At 68.1% G+C, this 23,148-nt stretch carries 22 protein-coding genes and 1 pseudogene; 13 read left to right on the forward strand and 10 right to left on the reverse strand.

Annotation, left to right across the window (positions count from 1 at the left end; genetic code table 11):
* The first annotated feature begins 378 nt into the window (after positions 1–378).
* The 5 genes from ABFT43_RS19155 (at position 379) to ABFT43_RS19175 (ending at position 5,601) form a co-directional block, all read left to right on the forward strand.
* A complete protein-coding gene (locus tag ABFT43_RS19155; RefSeq protein ID WP_347961882.1) occupies positions 379–1,170 on the forward strand; it encodes an enoyl-CoA hydratase-related protein in 792 nt (263 codons plus the stop codon).
* 29 nt (positions 1,171–1,199) lie between these two features.
* Entirely contained in the window at positions 1,200–1,949 is a 750-nt protein-coding gene (locus tag ABFT43_RS19160; protein WP_347961883.1) for an SDR family NAD(P)-dependent oxidoreductase, read from the forward strand.
* A gap of 41 nt (positions 1,950–1,990) precedes the next feature.
* Complete coding sequence (locus tag ABFT43_RS19165; protein WP_347961884.1) at positions 1,991–3,664, forward strand: class I adenylate-forming enzyme family protein; 1,674 nt, start codon at positions 1,991–1,993, stop codon at positions 3,662–3,664.
* A gap of 18 nt (positions 3,665–3,682) precedes the next feature.
* Positions 3,683–4,828 (forward strand): acyl-CoA dehydrogenase family protein, encoded by a 1,146-nt coding sequence (locus ABFT43_RS19170; protein ID WP_347961885.1) that lies wholly within the window; start codon positions 3,683–3,685, stop codon positions 4,826–4,828.
* Positions 4,829–4,926: 98 nt separating this feature from the next.
* Positions 4,927–5,601, forward strand: a complete 675-nt coding sequence (locus tag ABFT43_RS19175; RefSeq protein WP_006899595.1) for a TetR/AcrR family transcriptional regulator — start codon at positions 4,927–4,929, stop codon at positions 5,599–5,601.
* Here the strand turns inward: ABFT43_RS19175 and ABFT43_RS19180 are convergent.
* Positions 5,575–6,213 carry a TetR/AcrR family transcriptional regulator gene (locus tag ABFT43_RS19180; protein ID WP_347961886.1) on the reverse strand — a complete coding sequence of 213 codons (639 nt, stop codon included), beginning with the start codon at positions 6,211–6,213 and terminating at the stop codon, positions 5,575–5,577. The genes ABFT43_RS19175 and ABFT43_RS19180 overlap by 27 nt on opposite strands.
* A gap of 61 nt (positions 6,214–6,274) precedes the next feature.
* Between ABFT43_RS19180 and ABFT43_RS19185 the strand changes: the two genes are divergently transcribed.
* Positions 6,275–7,180, forward strand: a complete 906-nt coding sequence (locus ABFT43_RS19185) for an alpha/beta fold hydrolase (protein WP_347961887.1) — start codon at positions 6,275–6,277, stop codon at positions 7,178–7,180.
* On the opposite strand, the gene ABFT43_RS19190 is transcribed toward ABFT43_RS19185, so the two are convergent.
* Positions 7,181–7,396: a dodecin gene (locus ABFT43_RS19190; RefSeq protein WP_006899599.1), complete on the reverse strand. Its 216-nt coding sequence runs from the start codon at positions 7,394–7,396 to the stop codon at positions 7,181–7,183.
* A gap of 106 nt (positions 7,397–7,502) precedes the next feature.
* On the opposite strand from ABFT43_RS19190, the gene ABFT43_RS19195 reads away from it, so the two are divergent.
* Positions 7,503–7,910 carry a YchJ family protein gene (locus ABFT43_RS19195; protein ID WP_347961888.1) on the forward strand — a complete coding sequence of 136 codons (408 nt, stop codon included), beginning with the start codon at positions 7,503–7,505 and terminating at the stop codon, positions 7,908–7,910.
* 64 nt (positions 7,911–7,974) lie between these two features.
* Here the strand turns inward: ABFT43_RS19195 and ABFT43_RS19200 are convergent, their stop codons facing one another.
* The 4 genes and pseudogenes from ABFT43_RS19200 to ABFT43_RS19215 all read right to left on the reverse strand — a co-directional run bounded on the left by ABFT43_RS19200 (position 7,975) and on the right by ABFT43_RS19215 (position 11,794).
* Complete coding sequence (locus ABFT43_RS19200) at positions 7,975–9,375, reverse strand: amidohydrolase family protein (protein WP_347961889.1); 1,401 nt, start codon at positions 9,373–9,375, stop codon at positions 7,975–7,977.
* 140 nt (positions 9,376–9,515) lie between these two features.
* Positions 9,516–10,148 (reverse strand): DUF2461 domain-containing protein, encoded by a 633-nt coding sequence (locus ABFT43_RS19205; RefSeq protein WP_347961890.1) that lies wholly within the window; start codon positions 10,146–10,148, stop codon positions 9,516–9,518.
* A 4-nt stretch (positions 10,149–10,152) separates the two neighbouring features.
* On the reverse strand, positions 10,153–11,250 hold the full coding sequence (locus ABFT43_RS19210; protein ID WP_347961891.1) for a DUF6670 family protein: 1,098 nt from the start codon (positions 11,248–11,250) through the stop codon (positions 10,153–10,155).
* Positions 11,247–11,794, reverse strand: a pseudogene (locus ABFT43_RS19215) (DUF2272 domain-containing protein). Before ABFT43_RS19215 ends, ABFT43_RS19210 begins: the two are co-directional and overlap by 4 nt.
* A gap of 231 nt (positions 11,795–12,025) precedes the next feature.
* Between ABFT43_RS19215 and ABFT43_RS19220 the strand changes: the two are divergent.
* Positions 12,026–13,528 carry a phospholipase D-like domain-containing protein gene (locus ABFT43_RS19220; protein WP_347961892.1) on the forward strand — a complete coding sequence of 501 codons (1,503 nt, stop codon included), beginning with the start codon at positions 12,026–12,028 and terminating at the stop codon, positions 13,526–13,528.
* Positions 13,529–13,806: 278 nt separating this feature from the next.
* Here ABFT43_RS19220 and ABFT43_RS19225 read toward each other — a convergent pair whose 3' ends face one another.
* The 4 genes from ABFT43_RS19225 to ABFT43_RS19240 all read right to left on the reverse strand — a co-directional run bounded on the left by ABFT43_RS19225 (position 13,807) and on the right by ABFT43_RS19240 (position 17,359).
* Positions 13,807–14,409, reverse strand: coding sequence for a TetR family transcriptional regulator (locus ABFT43_RS19225; protein WP_347961893.1), 603 nt, complete (start codon positions 14,407–14,409; stop codon positions 13,807–13,809).
* A 56-nt stretch (positions 14,410–14,465) separates the two neighbouring features.
* Entirely contained in the window at positions 14,466–15,728 is a 1,263-nt protein-coding gene (locus ABFT43_RS19230; RefSeq protein WP_347961894.1) for an NAD(P)/FAD-dependent oxidoreductase, read from the reverse strand.
* Positions 15,729–16,012: 284 nt separating this feature from the next.
* Positions 16,013–16,612, reverse strand: coding sequence for a hypothetical protein (locus ABFT43_RS19235; protein WP_347961895.1), 600 nt, complete (start codon positions 16,610–16,612; stop codon positions 16,013–16,015).
* Positions 16,613–16,816: 204 nt separating this feature from the next.
* Entirely contained in the window at positions 16,817–17,359 is a 543-nt protein-coding gene (locus tag ABFT43_RS19240; RefSeq protein ID WP_347961896.1) for an SbtR family transcriptional regulator, read from the reverse strand.
* 162 nt (positions 17,360–17,521) lie between these two features.
* On the opposite strand from ABFT43_RS19240, the gene ABFT43_RS19245 reads away from it, so the two are divergent.
* From ABFT43_RS19245 to ABFT43_RS19265, 5 genes are all read left to right on the forward strand, one after another.
* Positions 17,522–18,586 (forward strand): ABC transporter permease, encoded by a 1,065-nt coding sequence (locus tag ABFT43_RS19245; RefSeq protein WP_347961897.1) that lies wholly within the window; start codon positions 17,522–17,524, stop codon positions 18,584–18,586.
* 281 nt (positions 18,587–18,867) lie between these two features.
* On the forward strand, positions 18,868–19,863 hold the full coding sequence (locus tag ABFT43_RS19250) for a glycoside hydrolase family protein (RefSeq protein ID WP_347961898.1): 996 nt from the start codon (positions 18,868–18,870) through the stop codon (positions 19,861–19,863).
* Positions 19,864–20,026: 163 nt separating this feature from the next.
* On the forward strand, positions 20,027–20,323 hold the full coding sequence (locus ABFT43_RS19255) for a hypothetical protein (RefSeq protein WP_347961934.1): 297 nt from the start codon (positions 20,027–20,029) through the stop codon (positions 20,321–20,323).
* The gene (locus tag ABFT43_RS19260; RefSeq protein ID WP_347961899.1) at positions 20,320–21,141 is read left to right on the forward strand and encodes a hypothetical protein; all 822 of its coding nucleotides are present in this window, start codon (positions 20,320–20,322) and stop codon (positions 21,139–21,141) included. The genes ABFT43_RS19255 and ABFT43_RS19260 overlap by 4 nt, the downstream gene beginning before the upstream one ends.
* A 77-nt stretch (positions 21,142–21,218) precedes the next feature.
* Positions 21,219–23,147, forward strand: a complete 1,929-nt coding sequence (locus ABFT43_RS19265; protein ID WP_347961900.1) for a fumarate reductase/succinate dehydrogenase flavoprotein subunit — start codon at positions 21,219–21,221, stop codon at positions 23,145–23,147.
* The last annotated feature ends 1 nt before the right edge of the window (position 23,148 follow it).

Here is a 23,148-nt window from a genome sequence, read left to right on the forward strand (position 1 = left end):
TTGTCATGGTGTCCCGAAGTCTAGGTTCGGCACCTTCGGGTCGCATGACGAACGACCGACCTCACATGCGTGTCCGCTCCTGCTCCGAACCCTGCGCCGAACCCTCTTCAGAACCTTCCGGGGAGTGACCCTTGACACATCGGAGGCGATGAATGTACGTTCACTCGTACCGAACGCATTATTCACAACGCGCCGCTCCGGGCGCTGCGACCGCGATTCACCTGCGGGTATGTCGTCCGTTCAGCATCATGCGCCGGGTGTGTTCACGGCCGAGCCGGTCGGCGGACCGCGTCTGGCATCGCACGGCACGGCACTCGGCATGCCCGGTCACCCAGTCCCGATCCACCCAGACCCGATCCACCCAGAGGAGTGCGCAGGATGGACTACGAAGACATCGACTACACCGTCGAGGGCCACACCGCGATCATCACGATGAACCGACCTCACCGGTACAACGCCTTTCGGGCCAAGACCGTGGAGGAGATGATCCACGCGTTCCGTCGTGCCTGGGCCGACAACGGGGTACAGGCCGTCATCCTCACCGGGGCCGGCGACAAGGCGTTCTGCACCGGCGGTGACGTGAAGCAGCGTGCCGAGACCGGCGACTACGGTCCGAGCGAGAGCGGCATGTTCGAGATCGGCAACCTGCACAAGACGATCCGCGACATCCCCAAGCCGGTCATCGCCGCCGTCAACGGCCTCGCCATCGGCGGCGGACACGTCCTGCACGTCCTGTGTGACCTCACCATCGCCGCCGACACGGCACGTTTCGGCCAGTCCGGTCCCAAGGTCGGCTCTTTCGACGCCGGGTTCGGCTCGGCCTACCTCGCCCGCGTGGTCGGGGAGAAGCGAGCCCGCGAGATCTGGTTCCTGTGCCGCCAGTACGATGCCGCGACCGCCGAACGGTGGGGTCTGGTCAACTGGGTCGTCCCCGCCGCCGACCTCCTCGACGAGGCCAAGAAGGTGGCCGCCGAGATCGCCGAGAAGTCGCCCACCGCGCTGCGTTTCCTCAAGCAGAGCTTCAATGCCGACACCGACCACCAGGCGGGACTGTCCAACCTGGCGATGAGCGCGCTCGACCTGTTCACCCATTCCCCCGAGGGCCTCGAGGGTGCCAACGCCTTCGCCGAGAAGCGCGCCCCGCAGTTCAACCAGTACGTCGGCGCCTGAGCGCCCCGGAACCCGCTGAGGAAAAACCCATGACCGACAAGCACATCGCCGTCGTGACCGGCGCCGGTTCCGGTATCGGCAAGGCCATCGCCCTCGGCTTCGCCACGCAGGGCACCACCGTCGTCGCCGCCGACCTCGACCTCGATGCCGCCAAGCGCACCGCGGAACAGTCCCCGTCGATCATCCCGATGGCCGTCGACGTCGCCGATCGCGCCACGGTCGACGAGCTGCGCGACGCCGTCGGCGCCGAGGTCGGGGTCCCGGACATCCTCGTCAACGCCGCCGGTTGGGATCGCACCGACCGGTTCCTCGAAGCCACCGCCGAATTCGCCGAGAAGGTCGTCGCGATCAACTACCTCGGACCGGTGCACATGGCCAGTGCATTCCTGCCGGGCATGGTGGAGGCGTCGAAGAACGACGATTGGCAGGGTGGTCGCGTCATCAACCTCGCCTCCGACGCAGGTCGCGTCGGCTCGGCCGGCGAGACCATCTACGCCGGCGCCAAGGGCGGCGTCATCGCGCTCTCCAAGTCGCTGGCCCGTGAGATGGCGCGCCATCGGATCACGGTAAACGCCGTCTGCCCGGGACCCACCGACACACCCCTGTTCCAGGCCCAGCCCGACAAGCTGAAAGAGGCTCTCGTCAAAGCGATCCCGTTCCGGCGCCTCGCCACACCAGAAGAGGTCGCCGCCCCCGTGCTGTTCTTCGCCTCGCCCGCGGCGTCGTTCATCACCGGTCAGGTGCTCAGCGTCAGCGGCGGACTCACCATGGCCGGGTGACCGGCCCCATCCCGGTAACTCTCGAACCTCAGGGAACTCACATGACCCACGCATACGACGCCCACGCGTACCGCAGATTCTTCGAGCACGAGTTCACCTATCTCAACGGCTTCCGGCGTAACGTCACCCGCTACGCCGGCGTCGTCGCGATGATCGACCCGACCACCGACCGGCAGTGGACCTATGCCGAGCTCGGCCGTGACGTCGACGCCCTCGCCGCAGGTCTCGCCGCCCGCGGCGTCAGCCCGGGCGACGTCGTCGCCTACCAGCTGATGAACGGGCCGGAGTTCGCCCGGCTCTACCTCGCCACCCAGGCCGCCGGAGCGGTCGGATCGCCGATGAACTTCCGGCTCGCGGCGGGGGAGAGCGCCGTCATCCTCGACATCAGCACGCCGAAGGTCTACATCTACGACACCGCCTTCACCCCGATGGTCACCGAGGCGGTTCGGCTCGCCGGCCACACGCCGGAACTGCTGGTGGGCGTGGGTGACGGCGACCTCGCCCAGGGCGACGGCGCGGCCTCGATCCGCTTTGCCGACCTGCCCGTCGCGGACGGGAACCCGCCGGAGGTCACGAGGACGATCTTCGACGAGACCACCCGGCTGTACACCTCGGGCACCACCGGCATGCCGAAGGCGGTGCCCATGAACTCGGCCATCGAGATCTTCTCGGCGCACGACGTGATCATGCACTTCCCGCTGGCCCCGGACGACCGCACCCTCAACATGACCCCGTGGTTCCACCGCGGCGGTCTCTACTGCGCGGGCCCGAATCCGTCCTTCTACCTGGGATCGTCGGTGGTCCCGATGCGGACCTTCGATCCCGCGCTCACCCTGGACTGGGTCGAGAAGTACCGGCTCACCTTCCTCATCGGGGCCCCGACCAACCTCGCGATGCTGGCCGCCGCTCAGTCGGCGAATCCGCGGGACCTGTCGAGCCTGCGCGGCATCGTCACCATGGGCGCCCCGCTCGAACGCGAAGCGGCGCTGCGGTATCAGGAGGTGCTCACTCCCCGCATCTACAACGGGTACGGCAGCACCGAGGGGTTCTGGAACACCTTTCTGCGGCCCGGCGACCTGCCCGACCACGCCGGAACCGCCGGACGTGCCTGTATCGACGACGAGGTGCGCGTGGTCCGCGTGCGCGAGGACGGCCGGCTCGCCGATCCCGACGACGTCGTGGCCCGTGACGGCGAGGAGGTCGGTGAGGTCATCATCCGCTCGCCGAAATGCGCTGCCGCCTATCATGACTCGCCACAGCAGGAGAAGGCGAAGTACAACGGCAGCTGGTTGTACATCGGGGACCTCGCGACCTGGGACGCCGACGAGTACGTCACGATCGTCGGACGCAAGGACGACATGCTGATCTCCGGCGGCGAGAACGTCCATCCCGTCCAGGTGGAGGAGGCGCTGAACGGTCATCCGGCCGTGGCCGATTCGCTGGTCGTAGGGGTTCCCGACGATCGATGGGGAAGCCTCGTGGTCGCCTACATCGTCCCGGACGGCGAGCCGCCGACAGCCGAGGACCTCGATGCGTACTGCCGCGCCCACCCGATGCTGTCGACGTTCAAACGCCCACGCGCGTACCGCATCGTCGATTCGCTGCCCGTGTCGGCGACCGGAAAGAAGCTGCACTACAAGGCGACCGAAGCCGCGGCGCGGGAGATGGCCGAAGGGGCCTTCCGGGTTCCGGCAACCACCCACGTCGGCCCCTGAGACAGAAGGGAACCCCCCATGTCCTCGCTCACCCACGACCTCGAGCACAAGCAGTTCCGCGATACCGTACGGCGGTTCGTCGCCGAACAGATCACGCCCACGCACACCGACTGGGAGGCCGCAGGCCAGTGGGACCGTGCACTGTTCGTCGAGGCGGGCAAGAACGGCCTGCTCGGCTTCGAGGTGCCCGAGGAGTTCGGCGGTCCCGGGGTCGACGATTTCCGCTACAACGCCATCGTCATCGACGAGGTCGCGCGGACCGGCGCCGCCGCCGAGGCGATCGCCTTCTCGCTGCAGAACGACGTGGTGCTGCCGTACCTCACCGACCTGACCACCGACGAGCAGAGATCTCGCTGGCTGCCGGGCGTGGTCACCGGCGACACCGTGCTCGGCATCGCGATGACCGAACCCGGCGCCGGCAGCGACCTCACCGGTATTCGTACCTCGGCCGTCCGCGACGGCGACCACTACGTCATCAACGGCTCGAAGACGTTCATCTCCAACGGGCGCAACGGCGACCTGTTCGTCGTCGCCACGCGCACCGGGCCCGACAGGCACAAGGGGCTCACGCTGTTCGTCGTCGATGCCGACACACCCGGGTTCGTCCGCGGCCGCAAACTCGACAAGATCGGCCTGCATGCGCAGGACACGAGCGAGCTGGGCTTCGAGGAGATGCGAGTGCCGGTGGCCAACCGGCTCGGCGAGGAGGGGGAGGGATTCTACCAGCTGGTGCGCAACCTCCCGCAGGAGAGGCTGTCCCTGGCGATCGGTGCGGTCGCCGCGGCGGAGGGGACATTCGCGCGGACCCTCGACCACATCCGCGAGCGCACCGCCTTCGGCTCGGCGATCTCATCGTTCCAGAACACCCAGTTCATCGCCGCCGAGCTCGCCACCGAACTCGACGTCGCCCGCACCTTCCTCGACGACTGCATCGCCGCTCACGTCGCGGGCGAGCTCACCCCGGCGCGCGCCGCGAAACTGAAGTGGTGGGCCACCGAGCTGCAGGTTCGCACCGCCGACCGGTGTCTTCAGCTGCACGGCGGGTACGGCTACATGCGCGAGTACCCGGTGGCCCGGGCGTTCGTCGACGCCCGGATCCAGACGATCTACGGCGGCACCACCGAGATCATGAAGACGATCATCGCCAAGGATCTTGGTATATAGATGACCGGCTGCGGCTTGTACTGTGTGTGAACAGCGATTCACCCGCGGGTGGCCGCACGGCCAGGGTTCGGCGGGTCCGGTGACGAAAGGGGACGGCGATGGCGAAACCGGCCACGGCGCGGTCCGATGCCGACCTCGCCGTCGAGGAGGCGGTGCGCGCCGCGCGCGTCTCCACGCGACGTCGTCAGCTCCTCGATGCCGCGGTGAAGGTCATGGAGCGCACCGGTTTTCATCAGATGTCGATGCAGGCGCTCGCCGAGGAGGCGCAGGTCAGCGTCGGTCTGTTCTACAAGTATTTCGGCGGCAAGGAGGAGATCCTGCTCGCCGCCATCGTGGACATTCTCGAGGCCTTCCGCGACCAGCTGCAGCCGGCCATGGACCGGGCCGGCGACGACCCCGTCGAACGGTTGATCGCCGGCTTCCGCCAGTACGCGACGATCGTCGACGAGAATCGCGACGCGGTGGTCCTGACCTACCGGGAGAGCCGAACCCTCGACGCCGCCGGGCGGGACCGGATCAAGGAACTCGAGGTAGAGACCTCGGCGCCGATGCGCGAGGCGGTGGCCGCGGGTGTGGAGGCCGGACTGATGGTCGAGGTCGATGCCGACCTCGTCGTGTTCGACCTGATGATGCTGGCGCACGGATGGGCGCTCAAGCACTGGCATTTCGCGCCGGAATATGACCTGGACCGCTACGTGTCGGCGCAGTTGCGGTTCGCGCTGCAGTCGCTGGTCGTGCCCGATGCGCTACCCCGGTACCTGGCGCTTCTCTGACGGATTCGTCGTCGAGTCCTCGGAACCGGTGACCGAGGTGTTCGCCAGCGACCGCGCGTAGGCGCCCATCGCCCGGCCCGCGGCCAGGATCGGCTCCGGCGAACGCGTCGTCCGGGCCAGGACGAACGCGCCCTCGAGGGCGGAGACGAGTGCGAACGTCAGTGACCTGGCGTCGGACTCGTCGATTCCCCGCTCGACGAAGAGTGCCGTTCCGGCATCGATCCACGACGTCATCACCTCGTCGGCAACCTCGCGCAGTGCGGGCTCGGCGTCGGCGATCTCCCCGGCGACCGTGGACACCGGGCACATGTTGAGCCACCCGCCCTCCTCGATCGTCTCCGCGGCCGTGGCGAAGGCCGACTCGACCCCTGCCGCCGGGTCATCGAACGGCGCGAGCAGCATCGTGATGAGCTCGGCGTAGGCCTGGCCGGACTGTCGCAGGGCGGCCGCCGCGACGTCGCGCTTCCCGCCGGGGAAGTGGTGATAGATCGAACCGACCGGCGCTCGGCCGGCCTCGACGATCTGCTTCATCCCGGTCGCGGCGTAGCCCTGGCGCCGCAGCAGCTCGATCATGCCGACCACGATGCGTTCCTCGGTCTTCACCCTGGTCATTCTAGAGCAGTTGTTCTAGAGTGAATGTTCTAGAGCAGTCGTTCCAGTAGGGGAGGGCGCCATGGTCGACAACAGGACCCGGGATCACGCCGAACGAACCGAGACGAAGCCCAGCCGTGTCGAGGTCCCGGCCGGCGCTCTCGAATACGTCGACGAGGGTTCCGGTCCGCCGGTCGTCCTGCTCCACGGCCTGCTCATGGACCACACCGTGTGGGACGACGTCATCCCGTTGCTGCCGAAGGGCTTTCGCTATATCCGTCCGGTGCTGCCGCTCGGGTCGCACCGCATCCCGATGCGCGAGAGCGCCGATTTGACGCTGGACGGCATGGCCGGACTGGTCGCGGACCTCCTCGACGTCCTCGACCTCGACGACGTGACTCTCGTCCACTCCGACTGGGGTGGCGGGCTGTTCCTCACCGCGCTCGGCCGGGACCGGCGGGTGGCCCGACTGGTCATCCTGCCGTGTGAGGCGTTCGAGAACTTCCCGCCCGGCCTGCCCGGGAAGATGGCGACCCTCGCCGTGAGGATTCCCGGCGGTGTCTCGCTCGCGGCGCGCCAGTTGCGGATCGCCCGGTTACGGAGACTGCCGATGCTGTGGGGGTGGATGGTGACGCGCCCCGGTGATCCGCGCCTGGATCGGCGGATGCGCGCGTGGACCGAACCGGTGCTCGCCGACGCACGTATCCGGCGTGACCTCGTCAAGTACGCGAAGTCGGTGCTGGACGACGCCGATCTCATCCGGAAGACCGAGGCGCTCAGGGGTTTCGAGGGTGACGCGCTGGTGCTGTGGTCACCCGACAACCGGGTCATGCCGCCCGAACACGGACCCCGGCTCGCCGGGCTCCTGCCGCATGGTCGCTACGTGGGTATCCGTGGGGCCGCGGTGCTGTCCATGCTCGACGACCCGGAAGCGGTGGCGCGCGAGATCGGCGGGTTCCTCACCGGGTCTGCGGCACGCCGGAAGTGATCAGGACGGCGATTCGATCTTGAAGCCCACCTTCAGCGTTACCTGGAAGTGGGCGATCTGGCCGTCCTCGATGTGGCCGCGGGTCTCGGTGACCTCGAACCAGTCGAGGTGGTTGACCGTCTGCGAAGCACGCGCGATCGCGTTGCGGATCGCGTCGTCGGTGCCGGACGTCGACGATCCGACCACCTCGATGACCCGATAGACGTTGTCGGACAAGGTTTCTCCCTTCGTCGCATCGGTGCGGACCCGGCCCGTCGGCGATGCGGTCGACGGGGCCGGGCCGTGGATGACCTCGTCTCTGTCTACCCCTAAGATGCGGTGGATGAACCTCGAATCGGCAAACCGCGACCCTGCCGCGAGATGTCCGTGCCTGTCCGGCCTGCAGTTCGGTGAGTGCTGCGGCCCGGTCCTCGACGGCACTCGCCCCGCCCCGACCGCGGAGGCGTTGATGCGCTCACGGTTCACCGCGTTCGCGGTCGGGGACCGTGACCATGTGCTGCGCAGCTGGCACCCTCGCACCCGTCCCGCCGATCTGGCACTCGACGACGAGATGCGCTGGTACCGCCTCGATGTGGAGTCGACCAGCGGCGGCACGCCGTTCGACACCGACGGCGAGGTCACCTTCACCGCCCACTACCGCATCGGATCGGAGAAGGGTTCGCTGCACGAGCGCAGCCGGTTCACCAAGTACCGCGGACAATGGGTCTACGTGGACGGTGTCATCGCCTGAGGTCATCGCCTGAGGTCAGCCCCGAGCTGCCGCACCGTACCCGGCGGGTGGCGAGTCGCCCCGGTCAGGGAGCGGTGATCCGCCGTCCCTGCACGTAGACCTCGGCGATCGACGATTCCCGGATACCCATGAGCAACGTGAACAACGTCTGATCGCGCGCGAGGAGCGGGTCGTCGGAGCGGACCGCGTTCGCCAACACGGCGGCGAGCGGGGCGTCGGGCTCGATGACGACGAAATCGGCCTCCTTCCCGGCGTCGAGATTGCCGAACCGATCCTCCATGTCGAGGGCGCGGGCGCCGCCGAGTGTGCCGAGGAACAGCATCTCCGCCGGATGCATGGAGACACCCGCGTCACCGGGCTCGGAGATGTGCTGCTTGAACGCGTCACCCAGCACCCGCGGGATCAGCCACTCGTCGCCTCCGCCGACGTCGGTGCCGGCCGCGATGTTCACGCCCGACGCGACGGTCCGCTTCCACGGCATCGTGCCCGAGCCCAGGAACAGCTGCGAAATGGGGCAGTGCGCGATCGAGGTGCCGGTCTCGGCCATCCGCGCGAGCTCGGCGTCCTGGCAGTGCACCGCATGCGCCAGGATCGTGCGTCGCCCGAGCAGGCTCTTGCCGCCGACCTCCGACCACGGCAGGAACCTGCCGTCGTAGGTGTCGAGGTACGAGTCGCAGCGGTAGAGCTTCTTCGTGATGTCGATCTCGCCGGTGCCCGGCCGGTTGTTCTCGTTGAGATGTGTGTGCACGTACACACCCCGATCGCGGTACTCGTCGTAGAGTTCGCCGAGGTTGCGGAGGGTCTCGGCGGTGACCGACAGCGAGAAGCGGGGCACGATCGCCACGTGGACGAGCGCGGTGGCCGGGTCGCCGGTGTCGGCGGCATGCCACTTCTCGATCTCCTCCCGCGTGAGCCGGATGGCCTCCTCCTCGGAGGTGAGCAGCGGCCGGGCGGATTCGTCGCCGACGGTCTGGATGCCCCGGCCGGACACGATGCGCAGTCCGGCACTCAGCGTCTCCTCGAACAACGCGTCCTGCGCGGCGGGGAACGCGGAACCGAAGGCCATCATCGCCGTGGTGCCGGCGGCGATGCGCCGGCGCGTGAACTCGACGGCCGCCGTGCGCGCAAACCCCGGGTCGGCGAGGCGCGCCTCCGCCGGGAAGATGCAGCGGTCGAGCCACTCGAGGAGTTGACCGCCGCCGTACGAGGCGCCGGCGAAGGTCTGCGGGAAGTGGATGTGCGTGTCGACGAAGCCGGGCAGCAGGAATCCGCCGGGATGCTCGTGCTGTTCGGCCGATGCGAATTCCGTTGGGACGCCGGACCGTTCGCCGCAATACACGATGCGGCCGTCGTCGCCCACCACCAGTGCACCGTCAGGGATCGACACGAGGGCGTCGTCTGCCTCGGTGATCAGGGGGCTTCCGGACAGGTGGAAGACGTGGCCGTAGTGGATGTGATCGGTCATCGTCGGCTCCTACACATCACCCGCGGGGCGTCGCGAGATGGGACACGCACCGGGAAAGGATGTCACGGCCTCCGCCGACGCGCAGGCCGGCGCCGATCGGTGGCGCGGTTCACCGGGGCGGACGGCGCCCGGGGTCGGGGTCAAACAACGCCGTGCGTGGTGATCCAGTCGATGAGCGGCTTGGCCGATCGCCAGTCCTTGCGGACCCGGTCGACGAGCGCAGGGGAGTGGATGACCTCGTCGAACCCGTAGTCCTTGCCGACCGACAGCGTCTTGTGTCGCAGGAGTTCGATACGCGGATGGTCGATGTCGTAGCCGCGAGGGGACGTCTTGAGGCGTTCGCCGTCGAGCTCCCAGCCCGCCCGGGTGAGCTTGCGCACGATCCGCACCAGCTCGGGACCGTGCCGGTCGTCGTCGACGGCGCGACGGATCGCGGCGAGCCGTTCCGAGGTGGCATCGTAGAAACCGACCGCGACACGGACGCCGGGCGCCCCGATCTGGATGTAGTAGCCCGTGGCGGGGGCCACCTGGACGAAGGCGCCCTGATGGGTCTTGTACGGCGTCTTGTCCTTGGAGAACCGTACGTCCCGGTACGGGCGGAACAACTTGGCCGGCCCGAACTCGTCGGCGAGTTCCTCGGTGAGCGCGGTCATCGGCTCGGCGACCGCCGTCGTGTAGGTCTCTTTGTGCTGCTCCCAGAAGTACTTCGAGTTGTCGATCTCGAGGTCGTCGTAGAAGTCGAGGGCAGCTTCGGGGAAACCGGTGAAGCTCATGCACTCACCGTATCGGTGCGACCCGGCGTCCCGGACTCGTGTGCGGCGGCACGCGTTCGTCGATGTGCTCGGAGTAGCCCCGGGTGGTGAACTCCTCCCCGTCGAGGCGCACCTGCGCGCTGTACCCCGAGATGTAGCCGCGGCCGATGGCGAACCGCTGCGGACAATCATAGGTGCCGACGACGGACATCCCCGCGCAACCGAATTCGAACACCCGCGGCAGGTGACGTTCGTTCCCGTAGGCGTCGACCACCGGGTCGTCGTCGGTCTCGAGGATCCGATGATGGCCGCCGTGGAGCTTGCGGTCGGGGGTGCCGTCCATCGAACGGAGGATCACGTTGGTCTCCACGATCGCCCCGAACGCCCCCAGCTGGGTGAACAGGATCTGGCGCTCACCCGGCACGTCGACCACGTGATAGCTGAACCACTGCAGCGGGAGTTGTCTGCGCGAGGCGCGCCGCAGCACCACGTACGGGCTCACACTGCGTGCGTACTCGAGGTTGCCGACGCCCGAGATCTTCGTCGTCACACCCTGATGCACGACCTCGCCCTCGTAGCGTCCCACGTGCCCGATGTGTCGCCACACCGGCGATCTCACGAACCACGTCGTCTCGGGTCGACACGTCATCGACACCCGCGCGTCGAGGTCGCCGGCATGCAGCCGGATCTCGAAATCCGGATGCGTCCCCGTGATGCGCGCAAGGGAACCGAACTCGGCGAGGTCGGGCGCGAACCGTCCGTCCCGGTCGATCGACATCACGCGGCGCGCGTAGGCGTTGTCGGCACCGCTCGACGCCGACGCGACGATGATGTCCTGCGGGTCGTCGGGTGTCGCCTCGTGCGGGAAGTCGAAGGCCTGCAGCCCGGTCATCCCGCTCATCACCATCAGGCTCAGATAGCGGTGCGGCCCGGGCAGGTCAGGGAGCATGAGGCCGTAGTGGCTCCAGCCGTGGCGTCGTCCCGACTCGGTGTGGGGAAGCAGGTTCAGCGACTGGTCGAACGGTTGCTGCGACGCGCGGTGTGCCGCATCGGTGTAGTGGCGCGCGACGGCCAGCGCCGGCCTGAGGTACCGCGGCGGTCGCGATGCGTATGCCGGGGTCATCGGGCCGCTCCGGAGTCCTCGAGCCGCCCGAACCCGAGGATGCCCCCGTCGGAGTCCCAGTCCAGTGTGTGCACCCGGATCCTCCTCATCTCGTTGCCCCCGACCGTGATCGCCTCGTCTCCGTCGACCGCGACCACGATGTTCGTGTGCTGTCCCGGTGCCGACGACCGGTCGTAGAGCACGACGTCCCCGACGCGGGGTGCGTGGTCACCGACCGGCTCGAACCGACCGGAGTCCTCGAAGTACTCCTGCAGCGTGAATACACCCGAGATGCGCCAGTGGCCGGAGTGGGGATTGCGGAACGGCACCCCGGCCTCCCGCATGATCCAGCTGACGAAGTTCGCGCACCAGGGCTCGTCGGCGCCCTCGGAGTAGAACGCGCCCGGCCGCTGCGCGGTGTGCTCGGCGCGAAGCAGCTCGACGATGCGGTGTTGCGTCGGTGACAGCTGCGACGCGTCGACCGGCGGGAACCCTGCCGTATCCCACGGAAGCCACCGTTCGGGCACCGAGCGCCAGGCGATCACCCCACCCCGAGGACCAGCATCACGACGACCACCGCCGTCAGGACGAACGGCCGGTGACGTCGTCGGGGACGCGAATCGGTTCCGGTCGCGGGATCGTCACCGGTGCGGGTCGCGGCGTCGCGTTCGGGTCTCACCCCGCCGAGTGTAGGGAAACCGTCCGTGTACGGGGCCACGCCGAATCCCGCCGTTGGCGCGGACGAGCCCGCGGATGGTTGGCACAATGGCCGAGCCGGGGAGGGTGGAGAGAGACAATGGTGGATCAGACGGGGCACGCGCCGATCCTGCGTGCCGGCGAGACGTGCCGCGAGATCGCGACGGCCGGCCGGGTGGCGTGCGTCGTCGACGCCGCCGACTACTTCGTGCACGCGAGGTCTGCGCTGTTGCAGGCCAGGCGCCGTGCGGTGTTGATCGGTTGGGACGTCGACACCCGTATCCGGCTCGACCCGCGCTCGCCGGAGGGCGATGTGCCCGACGAACTCGGGGACTTTCTCAAGTGGCTGGTGGACAACCGGCCCGGATTGGAGATCTACGTTCTGCGCTGGAGCGTCGGCGCGTTCACCGGCATGTTGCGCGGCGTCGCGCCGCCCTTCGTGCAGGACCTGCTGACCGGGCGCCGGTTGCACTACCGGATCGACTCCGCCCATCCCGCCTCCGCCGCGCACCACCAGAAGATCGCGGTCATCGACGACCAGTTCGCGTTCTGCGGCGGCATCGACATGACCGTCGACCGTTGGGACACCTCGGAACACCTGTCGCACAACGAGTTCCGTCGCGGTCCCGACGGGGAGCCGCACGGTCCCTGGCATGACGTGACCCTCGCGCTCGACGGCGACGCCGCCCGGGTCGTCGCCACGGTGGCCCAAGATCGGTGGGAGGCGGCCACCGGTGAGCGTCTGGCCCCGCTCGTCGACACCGCGGGGCCCGACATCTGGCCGGAGGGCCTCGAGCCGACCTTCACCTCCTGCGACGTGGGCGTCGCCCGCACCATCCCGCACTACGGCGACCGCCCGCAGACCGAGGAGATCCGGAAGCTCTACCTGGCGGCCTTCGCTGCCGCGCGCCACACCATCTACATCGAGAGCCAGTACCTCGCGGCCCGGGAGATCGCCGATGCTCTGGCTGCTCGCCTCGGCGAGGACGACGGTCCGGAGATCGTGCTCGTGCTCCCGCGTCACTCCGACAGCCCGGTGGAACGTCTCGCCATGGACGGGGCGCGTCACACACTCCTGAAGATGCTCTGGCGCGCCGACGTCCACGACCGATTCCGGGCCTACTACCCGGTGACCGCGGACGGCGACCCGATCTACGTCCACGCGAAGGTGCTCGTCGTCGACGACATCCTGCTGCGCATCGGGTCGTCGAATCTCAACAATCGATCGCTGGGCTTCGACAGCGAGTGCGACATCGCGATCGAGGCCGACAGGGCGGAGCCACGCGCCGACGATCCGGCCGATGCCGAGTTGCGCGAGGCGATCACCGGATTCCGTACCCGCCTGTTGTCCGAGCATCTCGGCGTGACCGGGGACGAGGTGGACGAGGCTGTACGTGAACGTGGTTCGCTGGTCGCCGCCGTCGACGCGCTCCGCACCCCGGGCCGAACGCTCGAGCTCTTCGACCGCGAGGTGATCGAGGACGAGGACTCGATCATCGCCGAGAACGAGCTCGTCGACCCCGAGGACGCCCGGACCCCGCCACTCGAGCGGTTCTATCGCAGCGTGCTCCGACGCGCCGGTGGCCGGTCGCGCCGCGGATGAGCGCCGGCCCGCTCACCTGATCCGTTACCGCTCGATCAAGCGGATTCGGTGAGCGGGAACGGTATCGGTGAGTGCAGCAGCGTTTCAGCACAGTTGGTTGCGCGGTACGGCACCGCCCGCGGCGGGGCAGCGGCGTTCGGAGGCCGGGTGACTTGATTGACCGGCAACGACATTCGTCCCCGAACCGCGTAGGAGTACGCGGTTCTCGCATCGCGAGCGCGATCCTGTGGGAGATGGGACCGGGGGATCGGACGAGGTGTGCGTGGTGACGGTGGCCGTCAGCGTCGGTTGCGCGCCGTCTCGATCGCCGGCGCGACGATCTCTGCGAGGTCGGCGGCCACGTCACGGTCACCCTCCGGCGGAATGGCCACGTAGCTCAGGGCCATACGGGTGATCGCCCGGGAGATGCGTTCGATGTCGTCGTCGCCCATCCTCAGCCAGGTGGATTCCCGGAACGCCTGGATCAGGCGGTCACTGGCGACGGCGATCACGGGCCCGGCGTCGGTGGTGATCAGTTTCATCAGGTCCGGCTTCGCCTCTCCGGACAGCAGGGAGGCGATCAGCGGGTCGGTGGCCACCCCGGTGAAGTATTCGCTGAAGGCTGTGCGCAGCGCTCCGGTCACGTCGTCGACGTGTGTGCACAGGGAATCGGCGACGTGGCCGGCGAAGCGACTCGCCAGACGCACTGCATAACCCTGGGCGAGTCCGTATCGGGAGCCGAACTCGTTGTACACGGTTTGCCGGCTGACCCCGGTCGCGGCGGCGACGTCGGACATGCGGATCTGCGACCAGTCGCGCTCCGTGAGCAGGTCGTGCAGGCCGTCCAGCAGCGAGTTGCGGAGGAGTGCCTTGCTCTCCTGGGCGTAGTTCCGAGTCTTCATGTCGCCCCGCCAGTCCCCCGACCGCTGTTCTCCTACACGTCGTCTGACGCGCGGGATCAGGCGGCCGAAACGGACTCCAACGTGGCCTCGATCTCCGCGCGCAACGCCCGGCCCGTGCCGGAGCGGCCCAGGCAGACCGCACCGACGAGACGGTCGTCGTCGAAACAGCGTACGGTGGCCGCGAACCCGTCCGCACAGGTACCCGACCCGTCGGCGGTGTGGACCTCCATGGTGAACCCGTTGGCGAGGTCGGGCCAGCCCACCATCTGGATGTTGGCGCTGAATTGCATCGACCACGCCAGGGGGACCCGCGGGATAGGAGCGGGCGCGGGGATCGGGGTGCCCAGATCCGCGGCGATGGTCATGGCCGCGAGTCGTCCGTGTTCGGTGGCGGTGAGCCACTGCTCTGCCCGCATCGGTGCACCGGTGAGCGGGTGGGCACGCGCGGCCACGTCGCCGGCCGCATAGATCCCCGGCTCCGACGTGCGCAGCTGACCGTCGACGAGGATGCCTGCGGGGCCGACCGCCAGGCCGGCGCCGATCGCGAGGTCGACGTCGGGCTCCATGCCGACGGCGGCGATCACGGCGCCCTCGAGCCGGGTTCCGTCGCTCAGTGTCGCGGCGTCGGGGGTCGCCGAGGCAACCGACGTCCCGGTGAGGATTCGAATGCCGCGGTCGCGATGCAGTACCGCGATCGCCTCGCCGAACTCGGCCGGGACCACGCGGGGCATCAGGGTCGGGGCCTCCTCGACGACCGTGATGTCCAGGCCGCCGGCGGTCGGCGCATTCGCGAGCGCCGCCGCGACCTCGAGTCCGAGGAGACCGCCGCCGACGATCACGACCGGGCGAGACGCGGTCTCGCGGCGGATGCGGTCGACGTCGGCGCGGGTGCGCAGCGTCAACAGGTCACCTGTCCCGGTCGACAGTTGCCGTGCCCTGCCGCCGGTCGCGAGAAGCAATGCGTGGTAACCGAGTTCGAACTCGTCGTCGAGCCGGATCAGCCTCGCGCGGGGTTCGACGGCGACGACGCGCGTGGACGGGATGATCTGTATTCCGAGCTCATCCCAATAGCCGGAGGGACGCAGCCGGATTCGGTCGTCGGACAGATCGCCGTCGAGGATGCCCTTGCTCAGCGCGGTCCGGCGATAGGGAAGGTGCGGTTCGTCGCCGAACAAGGTGATCGTGCCGTCGAATCCGTTGGCGCGAAGGGTTTCCGCCGCGGTGATGCCCGCGACTCCGGTTCCGACGATGACCACCGCCGGACCGTCACCGCGGCGCGGCACCCGAACGTGCCGGCGGTCGCAGGGCTGGTGTTTCACGAGAGGGTCACCCCGATCACGCATCCCTCGACGGGTGCGGCCCCGGGGCCTGGGTCGAGCGATGCGGATGTCATGCACGCCCCTTCTCGTGGTCGATGTGACTGGTCGCACTGGACAGTAACAGTGACAATGTATGTTGTCTAGACAATAGGAGGGTTTTGTAAACTACACTGCCGAAAAGAAGATCCCTCGCGCTTTTCTGTCGGGGGAGGGCGCGAGGGATCTTCTGTGAGAACCGGATGCGGTGGGGGCATCACGTCCGGCCGCAGGGATCTACCCTTTCGTCACGGTGTGTTGATCCAGTTGATGATCGACTGGGCGGTCGCGGGATCGCCCTGGCTGATGCCGATGGCCGCACCTATGGCCGCGCCGACGCCGGCGCCCCAGATGCATCCGACGATCACGACACAGCCGATGACGAGGCCGGCCAGCGCGCCGATCGCCGTGGTGACGTTGCCGCCGCGATTCCAGCCGTTGTTGATGTGCCAGACCATCTTCTCGAAGGCCTGATCCTTCTTCGTCGACGCCGGATGCACGCCGGCTGCGATCGCGGCCTGCAGCTCGGGCGTGAGGAGAGGCGTGAATGTGGCCCGCGTGTGGTCGCCGCTGACCTGGGCGCGCAGGGGCACCATGACCCCGTTGAGCGGGAGCTGGAGCGGCACGCGCTCGATGGTGCGGCCGTTGCTGTCCACCACGAGGAGTTGATCGCCTGCGGACACGAATGTGGCGTGGCGCAGGACGGACGAGATGGTCGTGCCGTCCGGGGCGACGGTCGACAGATGGGATGGGGTTGCCGGGCCCGGGGTTCCGTGTGCGGTCCCGAACGAGATCGTGAGAACCGCGATGGCGAGAAGGGTGATACCGAAAATGCGGAAACGCTTCATCAGCGTGACTCCAGTCGTCGGGTGAAGGGGACATCACGTCCGAAGGTCCGTCATCCACGACTGCGAGGTATGTCGGGCTTCGGGCGCTGTGATTGTCGCACCGGCCGGAATGCGTCGCGGGCGAACTCGAAAACCATTGGTTTGATCGGACGACTGGATGGATCGGCCGCGCCGATGTCCCAGCCGGCGTCTCGTGGGGTCGTTCTAGGGCCGCATCCCCGCGAGCAGGATCGACACCAGTCGCGGAACGAGATCCGGCGTGGCCGCGCTGACCGGCTCCGGTTGCGGTCGGGTGATCAACCCGATGCCGACGATCAGTTCGAGGGCCCGTAGGTCGGACCGGACCAGGCCGGCGTCCTTTGCCGCGTCGAGCAGGTCCTCGACGCGTTCGAGCGTGAGCGCCTGCGTTTCCCGCACGCCCGCGGTCACGTATTCGGCCAGCGCGGCCGACAGCGCGCCCAGGTCGAGCTCGACGAGGCGGTGGACGAATGCCGTCCACGCGGCGTCGGGGGAGTCGGTGATGCAACCCGCTGCCTCGTCGGCGGCGCGACCGATGTCGTCGAGGATCACCTGCGCCACCTCGTCGGCCAGGGCATGCCGCGACTCGAAGTTGCGGTAGAGGGTCGCGATGCCCACTCCTGCGGCCTCGGCGACGGCCTCGAGCGCCACGCCGCCGCCGTGGGCAGCGAACAGTCGGCGTGCCTCTCGCACAATCGCCTCGCGTCGTCGTGCCGCGTCGGCTCGCATGCCCCGTCCTCTCGTCTCGTCATCGGTCGTGGTGATCCGTCGATCACGGCCGACTTGACATGTCCAGTCTAACCGGAGGATCATCCTCCACAAATAAGTGGAGAAAAAGCATCCACTTCTGGATAGGGGAGAGTCGATGACGGCGGTGTGTCGGTGACGGCGGTGGAGAGCACTGCGGACAACGGAGCGTCGGAGACCGGCGCCGAGGCGGGTGCACGGCGGCCGGCCCACCCGGCGGTGATGCTGCTGGGCCTGACCGTCGGGCTCGGCGTGATCCTGGTCCTGCTGCTGATGGTCTTCATCCTCCCGTCGCTCAAGAGCGGCGCGCACGACCTGCGCGTGGGAATCGTCGGAACACCGTCGGCGGTCACCTCGTTCGAGCAGTCGCTGGCCGCGGTCGACCCCGACGGCTATGACCCGGAGGTCTACGAATCCGAGGCCGCGCTGCGCACGGCGATCGAGAACCGCGACGTGGTCGGCGGTTTCGTGGTCGACGACGTGCACGTGAACGCGCTCGTCGCCGGCGCGGGGTCGGCGACGATCAGCGGCAACCTCGCCGCGTCCGCGCAGGCCATCGGCAAGATGGCCGGCCGCGAGGTGAACGTCGACGACATCGTGCCGCTGCCGAAGGGCGATCCGACCGGTATCGGCATCGGCGGCCTGGCGTTCCCGCTCGTCTTCGGCGGCATCGTGCCCGTTGTCGCGTTCCGGAAGATCTTCCCGCGCCGCGAGGGCTGGTACCTGGCCGGACTGGTCGGTTTCTCGCTCGTCGGGGGCCTCATCGTCGCGTGCATGCTCGTCTTCGCGTTCGGCAGCATCGACGCCGGACTGTGGTCGACGCTGTTCTGGGCCGTCGCCGGGTCGATCGCGCTCGGCATCGCGGCGCTGGCCTTTCCCCTGGCCGGCCTGCAGAGCGTGTTCGGCGCCAAGGGATTCACCCTCGGCGCGATGGTGATGATGTTCCTGGGCAACCCGTTCGCCGGCATCGCCGCGACCGCCGCGTGGCTGCCGTCCTGGGCCGCCGTCGTCGGTCAGATCCTGCCGCCGGGTGCGGACGGCACGCTGGTCCGCGCGGCCGCCTACTTCCACGGCGCGGGCGGCCTGACCGCCGGCCTGACGCTGGCCACCTGGGTGGCCGTCGGGCTGGTGCTGTTCGGTGTCGGAGCGCGGAAGAACGCCATGTCGTCGGCCACCGGGGCGCCGGCCGCGGGCCAGACCGGCGCCTGACGACGGCGACGTAGGCGAGGTCGGCGAGGTCGGACGACCACGCGGCCTCGTCGGTCGCACCGCGACGGTGCCGATCGTGTTCCGGGAGCCTGGAGGGCACCGGGACCCGGTTTGGGGCGCCGGTCGTGTCCCGACGGTCGGAGCGGGTGCCCCGGGTCCGGCCGAGGCGCGAACGATCTGGAGCGGCTCGATCCGATCATCGGACCGGTGGGCGCGGACGCGTGTGGAGTACTTCCGGAAACGATCGCCGATCGCGACGGATTTCGCCGATACTGGCTCGCATGGTGTTGATCCAGCGAATCAGCGCTCGTCGTAACCGCTCTCGTCTCCACCCGGGTGTGCTCGTGGTCGCGGTGCTCGCGGCAGCGGGTCTGCTCGTCGCCGCACCGGGCCCGGGCGCCGCCGCGGGCTTCCGCTACACGATGGTCGGGTTCTCCAACACCAGCGCGCGGCACATGGACGTCTACCAGTCCGACGACGGCGCCACGTTCCGTCCGGTGCGGTTGTCGGCGTTCCGTCCGCCGTCGGGCGTGGTGCGTGACCCGAGCATCTTCCGCAGCGCGGACGGTTGGTACCACGTCACCTACACGACGGGCCAGAACACGATCGGGTTCGCGCGCAGCCGTGACCGTGTGAACTGGACCTTCACGCACAACTATCCGGTGCCGCTGTGCTGCGCCTTCCTGCCCGGGACCGGCGACGGCAGGGGTGTATTCGGCTCGTCTGCGGGGTCGTTGTCGTTCGGGTCGGCCGGTTCGAGCGACGGGCCGTCGTTGTCGCCGTTCACCACCAAGGCCTGGGCGCCGGAGTTCTTCGTCGAGGGGGGACGTGTGAACATCATCCTGTCGATGTCCACCGGCGGCGGTTTCGTCCCCTACGTGATGACCGCGCTCGACCCCGGCCTGCGGCTCTGGAGCCCGCCGGTCCCGATCCTCAGCATCGGCGCCGACCACATCGACACCACCGTCGTGAAGGTCGGGGCGACCTATCACGCGTTCACCAAGAACGAGACGAAGAAGACCATCGAACATGCGGTCGCGCGGTCGCTCACCGGCCCCTACCGGTTCGTCCCGATCCGCGACTTCGGACGCTTCGTCGAGGGCATGGCGCTCGCGAGGCTCCCGAACGGCAAGTGGCGCATGTACTTCGACGCATACAAGCAGAAGCGGTACTTCTACAGCGACAGCCCCGACCTGTTCTCGTGGTCGGCGGCGAAGGAGTTGCCGCGCCTGTCCGGGACGGTCCGCCACTTCGGGGTGATCCGGGAATCGGTCTAGTTCGACCGCCGCTCACTCGCGCAGGCGTCGCTCCCCCGGACCGCGGGGCGGACGCCCCTCGCAGCCGCCTCGCCCGGGCGGCGACACTTCGCCGGAAAACCGTTGACCAGACCGACCCGGCCGGTACTGTGGTGAACATCACATAGGAATCGGAGGGATGGTCATGATACCGGCCGAGGTCAACGCACTCCATCACAGTATCCAGGCACTGCGCCATCAGCTCGTCACCCTCAAACATCACTACGGCGACATCGACAGCGTCCGCCGGATGTTCAACGACGTCGATCGCCTCGACATCGACCTCCATGACTTCGAACACTCGCACCCGCAGCCCAGGACGGAGGCGGCTCACAAGAAGGACGACGTCATCTACGTCCCGGACAGCAAGTCCGACGAGTCCGCGTGGCTCGGCGCGCAAGATGAAGGGCTGGGCTTCCATTCGCGTGAGCGGACCAAGTGAGCTCGCCCGCGGCCGAGCGGGATTCACTCGGGGTCTTCTCCCCGGGACGGGCGCGGCTGGCGGCGCGGACCCTGAGGACGGACAGATGGTGGCTGTCGCCGCTGCTGACCGTTCTCGGTCTGGGGATCTTCGTCGTCTACGCGACGGTGCGCTCTTTCGTGAGGAGCGCCTACTACGTCGCGGAGTACAACTACCTGACGCCGTTCTACTCGCCGTGCCTGAGCAAGTCGTGCGTCGAGGGGGCCGGCCACTTCGGCACCCCGTTCCCGGAACTGCCGATGTGGGTCCCGCTCGCGTTCCTCTCCCTTCCGTTCCTCCTGGGGTTCCGTCTGACCTGCTACTACTACCGCAAGGCCTACTACCGCTCGATCTGGCTCTCGCCTCCGGCGTGCGCCGTCGCCGAGCCGCACGGCCGCTACACGGGTGAGACGCGGCTCCCGCTGATCATCCAGAATTCGCACCGCTACTTCTTCTACGCCGCGGTGGTCATCTCGGTGATCAACACCTATGACGCCGTGGCCGCTTTCGACGGGGAGAACGGGTTCGGTATCGGATTGGGCAACGTGATCCTCGTGGGCAACGTGATACTGCTCTGGGTCTACACCCTGTCCTGTCACTCATGCCGGCACGTCACCGGAGGCCGACTGAAGCACTTCTCGAAACACCCTGTCCGCTACTGGATCTGGACGCAGGTGTCCAGGCTCAACACCAGGCACATGCAGTACGCATGGATCACTCTGGGAACACTGGTCCTCACCGACTTCTACATCATGCTGGTGGCCGGCGGCACCATCCCCGACCTGAGGTTCGTGGGTTGATCCGATGCCGACCTGATGTCCGGACCCTGTCGCGACCGATCTGACCGAGCAAGACCGAACGAGGGAGCCGCCGCCAGATGACCGAACCGGAACGCTACCACTACGACGTCGTTGTGATCGGTGCGGGAGGGGCCGGGCTCCGGGCGGTCATCGAGGCCAGGGAGAAGGGCTATTCGGTTGCGGTGGTGTGCAAGTCTCTGTTCGGCAAGGCGCACACCGTGATGGCCGAGGGCGGGTGCGCCGCGTCGATGGGCAATGCCAACGAGAAGGACAACTGGCAGACCCATTTCAAGGACACCATGCGCGGCGGCAAGTTCCTCAACAACTGGCGCATGGCCGAACTGCACGCCAAGGAGGCTCCCGACCGGGTGTGGGAACTCGAGACCTACGGCGCGCTCTTCGACCGGACGCCGGATGGTCGGATCGCCCAGCGCAACTTCGGGGGTCACACCTACCCGCGCCTCGCGCACGTCGGTGACCGCACCGGCCTCGAGTTGATCCGGACGATGCAGCAGAAGATCGTGTCGTTGCAGCAGGAGGATCACGCGCAGACCGGTGACTACGAGGCGCGGATCAAGGTGTTCGCCGAGTGCACCATCACCGAACTGCTCAAGGACGGCGACCGGATCGCCGGGGCGTTCGGCTACTGGCGGGAATCGGGACGCTTCGTCGTCTTCGAAGCGCCGGCGGTCGTCATCGCGACCGGCGGGATCGGCAAGTCGTTCAAGGTCACGTCCAACTCCTGGGAGTACACCGGCGACGGCCACGCACTCGCGTTGCGGGCCGGGGCGAGCCTGATCAACATGGAGTTCATCCAGTTCCACCCGACCGGGATGGTCTGGCCGCCCAGCGTGAAGGGCATCCTCGTCACCGAGGGCGTGCGCGGCGACGGCGGTGTCCTGAAGAACACCGATGGCAAGCGGTTCATGTTCGACTACATCCCGCCGGTGTTCAAGGGCCAGTATGCCGAGACCGAGGAAGAGGCCGACCGGTGGCTGGCGGACAACGACTCCGCCCGTCGCACACCGGATCTACTGCCGCGTGACGAGGTGGCCCGCGCGATCAACGAGGAGGTCAAGGCCGGTCGGGGCACCGAACACGGCGGCGTGTATCTCGACATCGCGTCACGGCTGCCGGCGGAGGAGATCATCCGGCGGCTGCCCTCGATGCACCATCAGTTCAAAGAGCTCGCCGACGTGGACATCACCAAGGAGCCCATGGAGGTCGGGCCGACCTGCCACTACGTGATGGGCGGCATCGAGGTCGACCCCGACACCGCCGCGTCGCGGGTGCCCGGCCTGTTCGCCGCAGGAGAGTGTTCGGGCGGAATGCACGGCTCGAACCGGTTGGGCGGCAACTCGTTGTCGGATCTGCTGGTGTTCGGCCGACGGGCCGGACTCGGCGCGGCATCGTACGTCGAGTCGCTCGACGCCCGGCCGCGGATCTCCCAGGACGACATCGAACGCGCGGCACGCCACGCGCTGTCGCCGTTCGATCCGCCTGCCCACGGCAAGCCCGAGAACCCATACACCCTGCACATGGAGCTGCAGCAGACGATGAACGACCTGGTCGGCATCATCCGGAAGGAACACGAGATCCGCCAGGCGATCGAGGGGCTCGCCGAGCTCCGGGAGCGGCTGGGCGACATGCAGGTCGAGGGGCACCGGCAGTTCAACCCGGGCTGGCACCTCGCCATCGACCTGCGGAACATGCTGCTGGTCAGCGAATGTGTCGCCAAGGCGGCGCTCTTGCGCACCGAGAGCAGGGGTGGGCACACCCGCGACGATCATCCCTCGATGGACCCGAACTGGCGCAACACCCTGCTGGTGTGCACCGCCGACACGAGTGACGACTCCCCGGTGCCGGAGGTCGGCGTCGTCAAGGAGGAACAGGTCCCGATGCGGCCGGATCTGCTGGAACTGTTCGACTACTCCGAGATCGAGAAGTACTACACGCCCGCCGAGATCGCCGGCCATCCCGACGCACCGGCCAGGGAGGCGAATTGAC

It is taken from the genome of Gordonia aurantiaca, from assembly GCF_039939235.1.
Taxonomy (GTDB): Bacteria; Actinomycetota; Actinomycetes; order Mycobacteriales; family Mycobacteriaceae; genus Gordonia.

Excerpts from the sequence above, each read along its gene's own strand:
- ABFT43_RS19155 (WP_347961882.1), top strand. The coding sequence starts at position 379 with ATGGACTACGAAGACATCGACTACACCGTCGAGGGCCACACCGCGATC.
- ABFT43_RS19160 (WP_347961883.1), top strand. The coding sequence starts at position 1,200 with ATGACCGACAAGCACATCGCCGTCGTGACCGGCGCCGGTTCCGGTATC.
- ABFT43_RS19165 (WP_347961884.1), top strand. The coding sequence starts at position 1,991 with ATGACCCACGCATACGACGCCCACGCGTACCGCAGATTCTTCGAGCAC.
- ABFT43_RS19170 (WP_347961885.1), top strand. The coding sequence starts at position 3,683 with ATGTCCTCGCTCACCCACGACCTCGAGCACAAGCAGTTCCGCGATACC.
- ABFT43_RS19175 (WP_006899595.1), top strand. The coding sequence starts at position 4,927 with ATGGCGAAACCGGCCACGGCGCGGTCCGATGCCGACCTCGCCGTCGAG.
- ABFT43_RS19180 (WP_347961886.1), bottom strand. The coding sequence starts at position 6,213 with ATGACCAGGGTGAAGACCGAGGAACGCATCGTGGTCGGCATGATCGAG.
- ABFT43_RS19185 (WP_347961887.1), top strand. The coding sequence starts at position 6,275 with ATGGTCGACAACAGGACCCGGGATCACGCCGAACGAACCGAGACGAAG.
- ABFT43_RS19195 (WP_347961888.1), top strand. The coding sequence starts at position 7,503 with ATGAACCTCGAATCGGCAAACCGCGACCCTGCCGCGAGATGTCCGTGC.
- ABFT43_RS19200 (WP_347961889.1), bottom strand. The coding sequence starts at position 9,375 with ATGACCGATCACATCCACTACGGCCACGTCTTCCACCTGTCCGGAAGC.
- ABFT43_RS19205 (WP_347961890.1), bottom strand. The coding sequence starts at position 10,148 with ATGAGCTTCACCGGTTTCCCCGAAGCTGCCCTCGACTTCTACGACGAC.
- ABFT43_RS19210 (WP_347961891.1), bottom strand. The coding sequence starts at position 11,250 with ATGACCCCGGCATACGCATCGCGACCGCCGCGGTACCTCAGGCCGGCG.
- ABFT43_RS19220 (WP_347961892.1), top strand. The coding sequence starts at position 12,026 with ATGGTGGATCAGACGGGGCACGCGCCGATCCTGCGTGCCGGCGAGACG.
- ABFT43_RS19225 (WP_347961893.1), bottom strand. The coding sequence starts at position 14,409 with ATGAAGACTCGGAACTACGCCCAGGAGAGCAAGGCACTCCTCCGCAAC.
- ABFT43_RS19235 (WP_347961895.1), bottom strand. The coding sequence starts at position 16,612 with ATGAAGCGTTTCCGCATTTTCGGTATCACCCTTCTCGCCATCGCGGTT.
- ABFT43_RS19240 (WP_347961896.1), bottom strand. The coding sequence starts at position 17,359 with ATGCGAGCCGACGCGGCACGACGACGCGAGGCGATTGTGCGAGAGGCA.
- ABFT43_RS19250 (WP_347961898.1), top strand. The coding sequence starts at position 18,868 with ATGGTGTTGATCCAGCGAATCAGCGCTCGTCGTAACCGCTCTCGTCTC.
- ABFT43_RS19255 (WP_347961934.1), top strand. The coding sequence starts at position 20,027 with ATGATACCGGCCGAGGTCAACGCACTCCATCACAGTATCCAGGCACTG.
- ABFT43_RS19265 (WP_347961900.1), top strand. The coding sequence starts at position 21,219 with ATGACCGAACCGGAACGCTACCACTACGACGTCGTTGTGATCGGTGCG.